This is a genomic window from Facilibium subflavum (assembly GCF_003574485.1).
Lineage (GTDB): Bacteria > Pseudomonadota > Gammaproteobacteria > Francisellales > Francisellaceae > Facilibium > Facilibium subflavum.
The window spans coordinates 1-14,194 of record NZ_QLIT01000048.1 but is presented as its reverse complement, the minus strand read 5'-3'; the positions used below and the strand labels follow the sequence as shown (position 1 = coordinate 14,194).

General features: G+C 37.8%; 12 protein-coding genes. 5 read left to right on the top strand and 7 right to left on the bottom strand.

The window, feature by feature from the left end:
- Nucleotides 1-45: 45 nt before the first annotated feature.
- The 6 genes from DNK84_RS03720 to DNK84_RS03695 all read right to left on the bottom strand — a co-directional run bounded on the left by DNK84_RS03720 (nt 46) and on the right by DNK84_RS03695 (nt 8,217).
- Nucleotides 46-1,872: an alpha/beta hydrolase fold domain-containing protein gene (locus tag DNK84_RS03720; protein ID WP_119343226.1), complete on the bottom strand. Its 1,827-nt coding sequence runs from the start codon at nt 1,870-1,872 to the stop codon at nt 46-48.
- Between the two features lie 5 nt (nt 1,873-1,877).
- On the bottom strand, nt 1,878-2,519 hold the full coding sequence (locus DNK84_RS03715; RefSeq protein ID WP_235826817.1) for a fumarylacetoacetate hydrolase family protein: 642 nt from the start codon (nt 2,517-2,519) through the stop codon (nt 1,878-1,880).
- Nucleotides 2,520-2,683: 164 nt separating this feature from the next.
- Nucleotides 2,684-3,088, bottom strand: a complete 405-nt coding sequence (locus tag DNK84_RS03710; RefSeq protein WP_119343225.1) for a hypothetical protein — start codon at nt 3,086-3,088, stop codon at nt 2,684-2,686.
- A gap of 303 nt (nt 3,089-3,391) precedes the next feature.
- The gene (locus tag DNK84_RS03705; protein ID WP_119343224.1) at nt 3,392-6,118 is read right to left on the bottom strand and encodes a hypothetical protein; all 2,727 of its coding nucleotides are present in this window, start codon (nt 6,116-6,118) and stop codon (nt 3,392-3,394) included.
- Between the two features lie 219 nt (nt 6,119-6,337).
- Nucleotides 6,338-7,270: a LysR family transcriptional regulator gene (locus DNK84_RS03700; protein ID WP_162902198.1), complete on the bottom strand. Its 933-nt coding sequence runs from the start codon at nt 7,268-7,270 to the stop codon at nt 6,338-6,340.
- 14 nt (nt 7,271-7,284) lie between these two features.
- On the bottom strand, nt 7,285-8,217 hold the full coding sequence (locus tag DNK84_RS03695) for a LysR family transcriptional regulator (protein ID WP_119343222.1): 933 nt from the start codon (nt 8,215-8,217) through the stop codon (nt 7,285-7,287).
- A gap of 293 nt (nt 8,218-8,510) precedes the next feature.
- On the opposite strand from DNK84_RS03695, the gene DNK84_RS03690 reads away from it, so the two are divergent.
- The 5 genes from DNK84_RS03690 (at nt 8,511) to DNK84_RS03670 (ending at nt 13,759) form a co-directional block, all read left to right on the top strand.
- Nucleotides 8,511-10,583: an Lcl C-terminal domain-containing protein gene (locus tag DNK84_RS03690; RefSeq protein WP_119343221.1), complete on the top strand. Its 2,073-nt coding sequence runs from the start codon at nt 8,511-8,513 to the stop codon at nt 10,581-10,583.
- A 14-nt stretch (nt 10,584-10,597) separates the two neighbouring features.
- Nucleotides 10,598-11,281, top strand: coding sequence for an Lcl C-terminal domain-containing protein (locus tag DNK84_RS03685; RefSeq protein ID WP_119343220.1), 684 nt, complete (start codon nt 10,598-10,600; stop codon nt 11,279-11,281).
- Between the two features lie 185 nt (nt 11,282-11,466).
- Nucleotides 11,467-12,099, top strand: coding sequence for a ComF family protein (locus tag DNK84_RS03680; RefSeq protein WP_208123250.1), 633 nt, complete (start codon nt 11,467-11,469; stop codon nt 12,097-12,099).
- Nucleotides 12,100-12,183: 84 nt separating this feature from the next.
- Nucleotides 12,184-12,669: a hypothetical protein gene (locus tag DNK84_RS03675; protein WP_119343218.1), complete on the top strand. Its 486-nt coding sequence runs from the start codon at nt 12,184-12,186 to the stop codon at nt 12,667-12,669.
- A gap of 157 nt (nt 12,670-12,826) precedes the next feature.
- Nucleotides 12,827-13,759 (top strand): LysR family transcriptional regulator, encoded by a 933-nt coding sequence (locus DNK84_RS03670; protein WP_119343217.1) that lies wholly within the window; start codon nt 12,827-12,829, stop codon nt 13,757-13,759.
- Nucleotides 13,760-13,797: 38 nt separating this feature from the next.
- Here DNK84_RS03670 and DNK84_RS03665 read toward each other — a convergent pair whose 3' ends face one another.
- Nucleotides 13,798-14,121 (bottom strand): type 2 periplasmic-binding domain-containing protein, encoded by a 324-nt coding sequence (locus DNK84_RS03665; RefSeq protein ID WP_162902197.1) that lies wholly within the window; start codon nt 14,119-14,121, stop codon nt 13,798-13,800.
- Nucleotides 14,122-14,194 lie beyond the last annotated feature (73 nt).

Genomic DNA, 14,194 nt, shown 5'->3' with positions numbered 1-14,194 from the left:
TGCATGTAGTTACATTAGTTTGCACATTATTTCACAAGCGATGTACTACCCAAGATCACGGTGATCCAAAAAACGCTCAATCCGCTGGTATAAAAACTGTGTTTCTTCAGGTACTAGTTTAGCAAAATTTATAAAACCATGTATCATATTATCAAAATGATAATGATGCGTATCAACACCAAGCTTTAATAGTTTCTGGGCAAATAAAAGCCCTTCATCCCTTAGTGGGTCATAGCCTGCTGTAATTACCATCGTTCTTGGCATAACAGATAAATCTTGAAGATAAAGTGGTGAAATTTCTGGTGATTTCCCATCCATATCCTCAGGTTTATACTGTGCGTTGTACCAAAAAACACGCTTTGCCTCTAAAAGATAGCCTTGTGCGAATTGACGCATCGATGCTGTTTGATGACTTAAATCTGTGGTAGGATAAATCAACACCTGGTTACTGACTTTAAAATCACCTGTTTGATGCGCTTTATAAACACTTAATGCTGTGTAGTTACCACCAGAGCTATCACCAACCATCGTTAAATCTTCATTGCTGGCTTTTATATCTTCGGCATGATGATAAACCCAGTTAGCAACATCATAAACATCATTTAAGCCTTGCGGGTAAGGATGTTCAGGTGCCAAATGATAGTCAACCGCAACAACAACACGATTGGTTGCATGAGATAGTGATCGACAAGGCGCATCAAATGCATCTACGGACCCTGAAACAAATCCACCACCATGTGTGTAGATAATCACTGGAAGATGTTTTGCTGGATCAGGATGATATAACCGCACGGCAACCTCACGTTTACCAAGCTTTAATGTAAAATCACGCACTGAGGCAATTTGCTGTTTTACACCTGAATACAGTATGAGTGAAGATGCTGTCTTTCGAACAGAGTCAATTGTTTCACTACCTTCTTTTTTATATTTATTGACAAAGCTTAGCAGGTTTTGAAGCTTCATTGGGATTGGTTTTGTATCATGATAAAGTTTTAATTTTTCTTGTGGCTTTAATGCCTTAAGCTCACTGTTACTTTTGGCAAGCACATTAAACCAGCTGGCTTGTGTTGGTGTTAAGCGATCATTTAGGCTACTGATACTGCTTGCAATCCCCATATCATTGCAATCTTTTTTAGCATATGAATGCAGATTATGAATAACCCATGAAATAATTTTTTTGGCTTTATCATAGTTTTCAGAACGTGTCTGCAAAATACAGTCATTATTTTCAATATCTAAACGCCATGGCACATAATCAACAATAAAATTACAAGGCACATAATGCATACCGGCCTCACGTGCCAAGGCAAACTCAGGAAAAGCCGTCATGCCAATAATACCCGCACCCATTGACTGATAACAACGCGCATCAAGCATTGTTGGAAACTGTGGCCCATCAATACAAACATAAGCCTGAGAAAAATGCATGGCAAAATCAAAGTCTTTCTGCTTTTCCTTGATTTTATTTGCAATCTCCTCACTGATGGGGTGGGTTAAAGACACATAAGCTAATAAACCATCATCACAAAAAGTAAACTGCCTGATACCTTTTGTGCGATCAATAAACTGATATGGAATAACCATATCGCCAGGTTTGAGTGTTTCATTTAAGCTTCTGACTGAAGACAGCGCCAAAAGCGCTGTTGCCCCATATTTTTTTAATGCATAAATATTTGCCTTATAGTTAATTTTTGTTGGTAAACGATTCTCACCTTGACCCGTTCTGCATAAAAATAGTGCTTCCTTTTCACCAACTTTAATACGGTATAAGCCATTTGAACAAAGTCCAAAGGGCGTTTCTCTGGGGAGTGTTTCCAGGATTTCAAATTCATCAAAGCTCTCAAAACCACTGCTGCCTGTAATTGCCCACATCGTGTTTATCCTTTTTTATTTATAATTATATTTTTCGGGGAATATGCCGCTTGCCATTGCCCCTGTAAAATTACTTTATTGCCTTGCTTTATCTTCCAGGTAAATAAATCCCCTGCTTCGATCACACCCACACCTTTAGGTGTTCCACTCATCATAATATCACCATCAACCAGCGTAAAACTCTTTTGTATCTCTGTTATTAGCTGTTGTGGTTTATAGATCATCTGCGCATAATTACCTTCTTGTACAAGCTTGCCATTAATCATAAGCGCAAAACTTAAATACTTGATATGCTTTTTATCTATTGGGATAAAATCAGACAACACAGCTGCATTATCAAAAGCCTTTGCTTTCTCCCATGGCAAACCATGCTTTTTAAGGTAGCTCTGTTGCTGGCGATCTGTAATATCAAGGCCAAACCCAACACCTGATATCTCTCCTGATATTACCAAGAAACAAAGCTCAGCTTCATAATGAAGTGATTGCGCTGCATCAATCAACAATTTTTGACTGATCGCTGAGTTTGGCTTTATAAAAATAACCGGTGAAGCAGGCAGCTCATTAGCAAGCTCCTTAATATGTTCATGATAATTACGCCCAATACAAATGATTTTACTTGGATAATAGGACTTATTCTCTAAAAGCACTGACTTCAATGTGATAATCCACACAAAGTAAACATAGTCTTAAGTCTAGCAATTGTGTAGACAAGGTCAACAAAGGACAGGCTGTTGTGATCTAAATTCATCGTCATTGCTGAAATTTGCAGTGCAAACGCAATTCAATTTTTTATATTTTATAGCCTTGTAAATCAGGCGTTTAGCTTATCAATAACAATTGTAGCCTCACCTGACATTGCTTCATCAAGCGCTTGTATGCCGATGTTTAAACCATGGCGCCAAGGAATAATCGATTGCACATAACAGATAGTTTTAGCAGTTTTTTCCTCTTTGGCGAGATTGCCTTTATACCGGCAATGCTCTAACATCATCGACCCCCAGGCACTGGAGACACGGGTTGATTTTGGTGTTTGAATAAGGACTCGATCACCCTTTTTCACTTGCAGTCGATCTGCGTTAACCCCTGCTAAATACACGACATGATAAATCCCTTTGACTTCGGCAGTCATTTTTATCTCACGCCCAAAAGCCATGCTAGCAAGCATGCTTAAGCCTAGCAGGATCATTACTTTTTTGTTGTTATACTTCAATTTCATTACATACCCCATTATAATACGCTGGATATTGCTTATAATGTGAGCTATCGTTGCTATTACAGTAATAATTCACGTTTGATAACGCTTTTTATTTCCCCCTTGCACAATCATCTTTAATTGCTTCTGCTATTATTCTTTAAGGCACCAAAGATAGCAAATATGGTGCTATGCCAAGCGATAACGTAAAGCGCATATGAGCCAATTGACATTTAACAACTGGGACTCTAGCGCCTGAAGCTCGATGTTTACCCGCTTTCATAAAAGACGGGTATTTGCTCACATCAATAACCTGCAGATTACTATTTAATCATATTGAGACTCATAGTTATTCACCTGCGTGGCTAACCAACCATCATCACTCATTGGGAAAGTACCGACACTTGTCGTACTTCCACCACCCCATAAAATGGCAAAGACATGGCTTTCTTGGGCTTTATCCATATTGCCGATCTGCCAGTTATGATCTGTATTTCCCTTATCATGCAGCAGATAATTAGGTAGCTGACAGTCTTCATCACTCTGGCAATGATAAGTGCCATCCGCCAAATTGATATCTTTAATATATGCTTGCAGATTACTTAAATTTTTATCCACATCTGGATTACCAAGAAAGTAATCTGGTCCTGTAGCCCCGTGTGTTACTTGTGTATGTTCTTGTGTTGTTTGCAAATGTCCACCTGGAATTTGCCATAACATTACTGGTAAATCACCTAAGCCTTCAGATAATTGTTTAACGTATGTTAAGTAATTACCCCAATCGCGTGCATTCCATGCAAACCCTGCCCCAACCTCACCAGGAATTGGATTACGCTCATATTTATCAAACACAAAGAAATCTGGTTTATATTGACCACTATAAACTTCTGCTTTTTTCCATAACGCAATTGTTGGGTTAGATACTTTTTGCGCTACTTCGGATTCAGTTAAATCATTATGAACCCAAGTTGCACTACCAATATTCCAGACATTTTCCTGCCAACCAAAGCTGATTGAAGGTGCAAATTTTTTCATCACCCAGTTGGTCGCTTGCACCCACCCTTTAAAATTGTTTTCAAAGGACGGTAAATCTGCATGCGTGTCCTTGTATTGGTTTAATATATCCATTGCCGCATCTTGCCAAGGTGTTTTTATATCCCATGGGCTATAAACACCCTGAGCTTTAAGTGCGCCGCTTTCAACCAGCTGGATAAACTGCTCAGGTGTTTTTTGCTCAATATCAAGCTTCTTACCATTAGATAACACCAAATGCCAGTCATGCGCTGTTGTCATAAACCAATAAGCCTGTTGAATCGCATTTTCAACGTCAATATATTTCGGATTTTCATCTAATAGCTGCTTATCAAGCTTTTGCTGTTGAACCATACCCATTAAATCCGGGTTTAAAACAACCGAGCCATCTAAATCATCTTTATCATGCTCTGTCTGCATCGTTTGCGCCAGAAGCATTAAATTAACAAAGTGTTTGGTCAACACGCGATTTTCTAATGCACTATCTGATTTTTCATTATCAAAGTCCTTAAAGCTTGTTCCACCACTCATTTCAGCGGTATAAACAACCATGACAGGACGTGTTTTATGTCCATTAAGCTTTGATAGCTTATCCGCAAAGTTATATGTGTTTTGCGTATATATTGGATAAACGATTTTACCTGGATCGCCATTGCCACCATCACCGGCATATTTAAATACCGAATCAATATTACGATCTTCTAATTGATTGGTATTTGCTACATTCGCATCAGTAACTGCACCCATTGCTATATAATTTGGCCATCCACGCACCTGGTTAGAAAATTTTTGCTTATTAAAGCTTAAAGCCAATGTGTTTATCATGTCTTTTTTAACATTAAATAATACAGGCGATAATTGATATTGATACTTCCCGTCAATAACCGTTGTGGCTTTGGCCTGATAACTGCCAGCTTGCAAATCAATGCTTGTTTCACCGTTTTGGATGGTTTGAGTTTTAATAACTTTCCCATCTTGTAAAATTGTCAATGTTGTTGATTTTACCTTTGGTAATCCACTGATATTTGCACTGACTTCATATGTTTGAATTGGTGTTTGATGCATTTGTAATTTTCTTTGATAGTTCATCGTGGAACTATCTGTCGTAATCGTGCTATCAGGTAAGAATGCAAATTCATAGATATTTTGACGACCTGAAATTGTACTTACTGAAAGCTTATACGTTTGGTTTTGCTGTAATTGTATATCAACCGATTTTCCCCAACCAAGATCAATGCTTTGTACATCATTTACCTGATTGATGTTTTGCATTGTAATCGTTATTTTATCACTTTCTACATCTGTTGGCTTTACATAGTTTAAACTCAACTGCAATTGAGCTTGTTGCTGTTGTTTATAATCCAGGGTAACTTTACTTGTTTTATTTTCTGTTACTGTCACAGGATTATCTGAAACAACCTGAATTGGTATGTGTTTATCCTGACCTGCAATGTAAGCTACAACCGTGTATGTACCAGGTGCAACTGAGAAAGATTGCTTTGCAACTTGCTGCCATTGAAGCTGATAGGCAATCTGACCTTGCTCATCTTCTAATAAAATAACGGCATCATCTGGAATCGCTTGACTGCCTTTTGACGTGCTAAAGGAAATGCTCCCCTGCTTGACAGGTGTCTCATCACCAACACGGAAATTACTGATTTGTGCAGCATCTGTTGGTGAATATTGAAAAGAAACTGTTTGTCCAGCTTTAACCTTGGCCGCTGTATTCCAGGGATTCAATTTAAGTGTTATATGGTTCTCCGCCTGATCTATTGCTACATCTAGGCCAAGGGATTGACCATCAGCCACAAAATTCCATGCACCGTTTATGCCACCCGCTGAGAGATCAAACCTGATCTCATTGTGCGCTAAGTCAACTGCCTGATCACATTGAAAATCAAGCGTTGGTGTATAACTTTGTGCATCTTTAATGTCTTTAACATGACAATCTGCAGCATATAGCCCACTGGTTAATAGGGATAATGTACAAAGTGCCGTTAGCTTCATTGGAAATTTTTTCATAATTTATACCTTTATATATTTTGTTTAAGCTTACATTCATACTCAACTGCATCAAAAGCAATCAAATTCGATCATTATTAAATCAATATGTATTTATTGAATCAAGAATGATATTTGCATCATGGAATGCATTTTTAGACTTCAACTGATATTTCTGAAATAATTTATAAGTGATATAAGCAATATTATAATGTAAGAAAAACACTGTGCATGAAATCATCACATCGCTGTGCTGAGAAAGCGAACAACTTTATCAATAATTTCATTATCCTGATACGCTCTATTCACATAAAGCGTTGAAGAAAAATCAGGTAATCGATAGTCAGGCAAAATTTCAATGATATCTGCTCTTTGATCACCTTTAATCAGTCCTTCTGTTAGCCTGGCAATTCCTAACCCGGCATCAACAGCATGCGCCTGTAAAGCCTCGCTATCAATCGTCATACTTGGTTTAATGGCCACTTCATACAATTGATCATTTTTATCTAAAAATTGCCAGTACTCAATTGCGTTAACATTGAGAGATAGACACTTATGTTGAGATAAATCAGCAGGCGTTTTTACAGCGCCAACGCTTGCTAAATACCGATTTGAACAGTAGATTTTTTGTGTTAATGGAATCTGGCACAATGGCTTCCATATATTTGAGTTAATCATATATGAATATTCATCATTTAAAAAAACAAAATCCATGCAGTCAATTACAAACGGGGCATAGGTTGGAAAGCTATACAAAAACGATACCGTAAACGTTATCAGCTCAGCTTGTAGCTCGTCAAACTCTTTCACCAGCATCGGTATTAAATATTTGGCTGCCAAATAAGAGCCTGCAATTGGGAAATAAAAAGTAACGTTTCTTGCACTTTGTTTTCCATTAATGTTTTTTTGATGATCGTATTTTAATAAGGACAAAATGGGTTCATAAAGCTGCATGGCTTTTATTGTTAATTTATACTCGCTTTTTTGCCTTAAAAATAAATTAACACCTAGTTTTTCTTCCAAAGAAGCAATTGCCCGATTACAAGTAGTTTGAGAAATATTTAAGTTATTAGCAACTAATCTCACAGACCCTGTTCTCATGAGCATCTCAAAAATGCGCAGCTCTTGAATGCTAATATGTAAATAAGCACTTTCCCTGTTAAACATCGACATCATTATAACCTTTTTTAAAATTTATCATCCACCATTTGTTTAAACGTATCAATAAAACGCTTAACTGCTTTATGTTTACAATCATTTCTCACATAAACAGCCCAATCTTGATTATCTAAACGATACTCAGGTAACACCGTTACTAAATCATGACGATTAAAATATTCCACTACCGGCTGCTCAAGTTTGGCAATACCAAAGCCTTCTTCAACGGCAAAATACTGAATAAATGTCGTATCGATTATCACGCGTGAATCAATGCGCACTTGGTGGATTTGATTGTTGCGATCATAAAAAGTCCACACATTTTCATCTTGTCGACGAAAGCTTAAGCATTGGTGCTGGCGTAAATCCTCAGGTGTTTTGATATCCGGAAAGGCTCTCAAGTACTCAGGCGTCGCATAAAGTTTTACCTGTGTTGTATAACGGAATTTACAAACCCATAAATTAGGATCAATTAAATGCTCGTATTGCTGATTTAAATGCACAACATCATAAGTATTAATCATCTGCTTGGTCAACAGTCCATAATCACGAGCACGACCCAATGAGTATGTTGACAAGACAACTTTATCATCTGCAAGTGCTTGAAAACAGTGCTTAACCATTAAATGCGAAATAAATACTGATGCAAAAATTGATAAAGGCTTATCAATGGCGAATATCTTCTGCGCATTCTGAAGAAAATCTATCAGCCAGGGCAGCTGTGCTTGCCCTTCTTTTGTGATAACTATTTCTTTATTATTTTGCAATATATAAATAGGAAAACCAAATCCCTGCTCAATTTTTTTTATAATTCGCTTAACCGTATATGGTTCGATATTAAGCTTTTCTGCAACTGATGAAAAAGAACATAGCTGAATGAATGCTAACAATATTGACAACTCTTTGAGTGAAAAATTATCCGATAAATATTCCTGCATGATTGCCCAATATGCCTTTACCATCTCTTTATAGCTTAGAGTATAGATAACAATTTATAAAACGTGAAAACTTACTTTCATCTTCGCTACTCCATCTAAACATAATTAAAAATGCGCTCCAGACTGCAATATCTAACGTTGATCATTAAACCATCAACCTGTTTAATTTGGGTACACAAAACTACCGTAGCTTAATAAAAAATAACGCTATCGGTAAAGGTCATCGAATACGCTTTGGCATTATACAGAACAAGAAAGCTTATTCATGCCAGGTGTGAATGATGAATGAAGTAAAACCTACTTTAAGGAGTATGATAATGAAAAAAACACATCAACATAAGCTTTCTTTTAGTAAAGGAAAGCCACGTAAAAAATTGGTAGCCAGCCTGTTAACAACTTGCTTGTTTTCCAGCGCTATGTTGCTAAGTGCCTGCGGTGGTGGTAGCGGTGGATCCTCTAATCCAAGCCCAAGCCCAAGCCCAAGCCCAACGCCAACACCAACGCCACAGGCAGGCAGCTTAGATTTATCCGCACCTAGCACATTTGAGCCAGGGGCAACACACAACGTCACGGTTGCTGTGAACCCAAAAGTCTTACAGATGGCTGCTTTAGCCAGTACGAATAATAAGGTAAATGTCTCATTAACCGATATCTCCAGTTGTGATCCAAAATTAACAATCAAACCTGCCTCGCAACAAGTATCTGTTGGTGATAATGCTGTATTTACGGTGACAGCACCAACACAAAGCTGTGCACATCGTTTAAAAGCCACTGCTGATGGCCTTGAAGCAAAAGAGCAACGACTGCCTGTCGTGCCAGGTGATATTACGGCATCAGTGGCATTACAAAATAATGCCAAAGAAGCAATTACAGATATCCCTCAAGGCAAAAGTGGTTATGTTATATTTACCCATAATGGCGATTGGGGTACCGTAAATAACAGCCAGACCTATACCTTAACCACAGATGCAACAGGGATTACCTTTAATCCAGCCAATGGCCAATGCAGTATTTCAGGGACAGTACCAAGCTGCCAGGTTGAAATTATCGCAGCAGCCAATGCACCAATACAGTCAAATACATTACAAGCCAAATTAACCAATGATGAGACTTACGTTCCATTAGCGGGTGCAACTATTGATTTTAATGTTATTGAAGGTATAGGTACGATGCAATATACTGATAGCCAGCAACAGGCAATTACCAGTATAGCGCTTACCGTTTCAAGCTCAACACCTGAAACAATCACACTCAAAAACGATGGTGTTGGCGATATTAAAAATATCCAAGTCAACTCTGGGACAGATAGTGATAAATTTGCTATAAGCAATGATCAATGTAGTGGGCAATCGATTGCACCTAATAACAGTTGTAGTTTTGACTTATTACTTGCTAATACGGTAACAGAGACTGGACAAACCTATGTATTACAAGCTTCAGCAGATAACGCTGAAAACTCGCCTATTGCACTTGATGTCACAACACAACCACAAGGTGTAATGAGCTTCTTTAATAGCGATGGTGCACTTGCGTTACCTGTGCTTGCAATCACTCATCTCACACCAACACAAGTGACATTAAAGGCAACAACAAGTGCGATTCAGAACATCCAGTTAAACACAGGTGCTAATTCTGATAAATTTACTGTGACTGACAATACCTGTTCGGATACTTTAAACCAGGATCAAAGCTGTACCTTCAAGGTTCAACTTGCTAATGATGAAGCTTTAGGTACGCTGACTACTTTTGAAGTATCTGCAGATGATGCAGCCAACAGTCCAATAACTTTATCAACTGTTGCAACGATTGGAGTTGCCAAAACAGGGCAAACAGCAACAACGCCATTTGATCCAGCACCTGCGGGCTCGGATGGTGCCTTACAAAAAGGTGTTGCATGGCCTGAGCCTCGATTCGTTGAGGCAACAGATGCTAATGGAAACCCTTGTAGTGATGCACTTGTTGACCAGGTCACAGGATTAATGTGGCCTAAAAATGGGATTATTGGCTTTAAAGATGGTGGCGGGAATATATTAACCCAGCCTGATTACACCAATGCAACTGCTTCACTTAACCAGGTGACTTGGAGTAATGCATTAACAGCAATCAGCAACATGAACAGTGCAACAACAAAACTTTGTGGTTATAGTGACTGGCACTTACCTAATATATTAGAACAGTTAAGCATAACCAACATTAATAAAGCCAATTCAGCAACATGGCTTAATACACAAGGTTTTGAAAATATCCAGGTTGACACTTACTGGACAGGATCAACTTACGCAAATGGTACGAGTAGCGCTTGGGGTGTTAATCTAGAATCTGCTCTCACAGGGGCTTCGGGGAAAACCAGCACGAATATCGCAACATGGCCTGTGCGTGAAACAAACTAAATGGGAGAAATATAATGAAACAACTATATAAAAAATGCAAAAAGCCTTTATTAATATTAAGCTTAATTGGCCTATCAAGTGGCTATAACTACACTTTTGCAGCAGTGGCGCCGCTATTACAAACAGGTCAAACGGCAACAACCCCACTTGATCCAGCACCTGCTGGCTCAGATGGCGCCGTACAAGCTGGAAAAGCTTTACCACAAGACAGGTTTCAACCAGCCTTAGATATTGATGGTAACCTTTGCAATGACGCACTTGTAGATACGGCCACCGGTTTAATGTGGGCAAAAAACGGGACTATTGGATTTAAAGATGCCAATAACGATCTGCTAACACAGCCTGATTATGCCAATACAACCGCGTCACTTAATTGGTTATCTTGGGATGATGCACTAACGGCAGTCAGTAACATGAATAATGCAACAACAAAATTATGCGGCTATAGTGACTGGCACTTGCCCAATAGAAATGAGGCATTAACATTAAGTGATTTTAGTAAAACAAGTATTGCTGCTGCATTAAATAACCAAGGGTTTAATAACATGCAAGACGGAAACTATTGGACAAACTCAGCCTATGCAGTCCTAACCGCTGATGCATGGTCATTTCAAACAGTTGATAGTGGTTTTCCAATAACCATTAATAAAACAGAGATGAAAAGTAGCTTACCTGTTAGAGGCCCGGTTGGCCGCTAAGGCAACTAAAATCTACGCAGGTGGATATACCAACACCACCACTATTGTCAAATACATCAAGCTGGCAATAGTGGTTTCTTTACTTTCTTTCTAGCCAAAATTTGCTTAAATAAACACTGTGTCATCATGGTGTTTTAGCAATGAAAATAAAATCGATATTTCAGAAACTATTCAAGCAACTTTCTGTGTCGTTGGTTCATTATGAATGTATCTTATGTCATCAATCAGCACAGTCAGCCTTATGTATTTTTTGTCAAGATGCTTTAGCCAAAGAAGCCCTGACGAATAAGCGGAAAATCATAAAAGTTCAAGGTGAAACCATATTTATCTATAGCTTTAATCACTATGATGGTAATACTAAAAAGCTCTTATCGATGTTTAAATATAATAAAAATCACCTGGCAGGAAAAGCCTTGGCATCATATTTTTATCAAACCTGTCAACAACAGCATGCATTATCAGATATTGATTTAATTTTACCAGTGCCAAGCCACCGACTACGTTACCTATATCGAGGCTTTAACCAGGCTGAAATATTAGCAAAAAGCCTTTATGATCACGATCGTAACCACTATGATGCGCGCGCATTAATAAAGGCAAGATATACCCGCCCACAAGCCAAATCAAATTATACCCAAAGACAAACGCAATTGCATGGTACCATCGCTCAGCGCCATGTAATTGTTTCCAAACACCTATTGATTGTTGATGATGTCATTACAACTGGCGCAACCATTCAGGCTATGATCAAGACACTGTTAAACAATCCTAACAACAAAATTGATCGAATCAGTGTGGCAAGCTTATGTCGTGCCTAGGCTAAAATTCAATAATAGGCTTCGCATTTTGGTATAGTTTTGCCATAATGAAACTAAAACATAAACTTAAAGGATACACGCCTTATGCATCAAGAGATGACTGATATGAAACATTTAGATACCACCTTCCTGATCGCCATCATCGCCGCGATGATTGTCATCTATATTATTGCCATTTTATTTTCCTGGCAGACTTACCGGTTAGTCAAATCTATTGATAAGGAAAAACGCATCTTTGCGCCATGGTTTGCCTGGCTTTTTCTTGTTCCCCTTATTACTTATATCTTTCAATGGCTTATGCTCCCTTTTGGTATTGGTAAAGCATTACAAAAATATGAAAATCCACAAATAAAACAAAAGGGGAAAGTGCTTTTTAATCTTGGACTTGGCATCGTGATTATCGAGCTTTTCTTCTGGATTCCCATGCCGCTTATTACCCCTGCTGCCCCATTAATCGTGCTTATTGTTTGGATAATTTACTGGGTACAGATGAATAAGGCATATAAGTTATTACAAATCCAGCCAGATGGTGATATACATCAACCACCTTTACCCGAAACAAGTAAATAATTAAAACAGGAATTTTGCTCCCTTACATCACTCAAAGTCACGATTGCAAACAAAAATACAACGTTAGGTCAAGCAAACTCTGACACATCACAATAGCGAAAACTTGATTTTAACGTGCTATTATCTAATTGTAGCATGGTCAAAAAAGGGAAATTCAATGGAAGCTTTGAATAAAAAATGGTTAGATGTTATTTACCAGGTTAGCTTAAAGGATTTATATGTATTTTGCACTTTATATGAGACTCGCTCATATGCACAAACAACTCAATCGCTAAATATGTACGCACATACATGTAAACGCATCATCACAAAACTTGAAGAGCTTACATGTACTAAACTTATCCAGACAACACAGCAAGGTATACGCCCTACGCCCACCGCAGATATTATTTACCCAAAGGCAAAAGCCTTTTTACTACAAGCAGATGATGATATTTCAAAATTTACACAAGAAAATAAACTTAAACTTTTCCTGGATATCTATAGCGCTACGGTGTTAACACAAAGTCCTTTATTTAAAACACTTAATACACAAGGCTATTCAATGGAAATTAACACTTATGCACAAGTCGTATTACAAGAATATGGGTTAATCGTAAAGCAATATATTAATAGCTATAATATTGTTATACTTCGTAATGAGTTTGAACACCTGATTGACCCCTCACTATGGTTAATCAAGCACAGAAAAAAGAGCTCACTTAAATTATATGCATCCAAAGAATATATAAAAACGCATGGTATGCCAAAAAAACCTGCTGATTTGCAAAATCATTCGTGTTTGTTATCCAAGTTCACTGAAGAAAAAAGCCTTAGTTTGACACATAAAACAACTGGAGAAAAATCGACCGTGGAATTAAAGGGCAAATTCAGTTTTGATGCATTTATTATAAAATATATTGCTATAGTGAGAAATGTGGGGATTGGGGTATTACTTGACGACATTGTAGAATATCTGCAGTTAAAAGACTTAGAGGTGATTTTACCAGATTATGAGATAGGTGACATGGATCGTGTACTGTATGTTCGAAAAGACCAGAAGCACCCCTTATTAAACAACCTCGTCGATTTTTTGAAAACGAATTTATAAACCAGATAGTTTCTATAGTACACTGCTTATTTAGCTGGTTAAGCCTGTAAGCCCGACTTCATATAGTAATTTCGTAGTACGGCTAAAACTTCTTCCTTAAATGGGTGGCTTTGCATCGTATTTTCATAAATAGCAAGGCCTTTAGTTTGCAGCTTATATTCAGGCAATATTTCCACTATATCAGTATGGGTGATTTTATTCATTTCAGTCACAACACTTTCACTAATTTGAGCAATCCCCCATCCTGCCGATACCGCATAAGCTTGCATTATTTCAGTATCTAATACAAGGTCTGTATTAACAGGAACATGGATAAGCTGTTTATTTTGATCATAAAATTTCCAGTTCCAGTAACCTTTCATATAGGTTTTATAACTTAAACAACGATGATTGGCTAAATCATAAGGTGTCTGTAAACAGGGTAAACGCATCTAA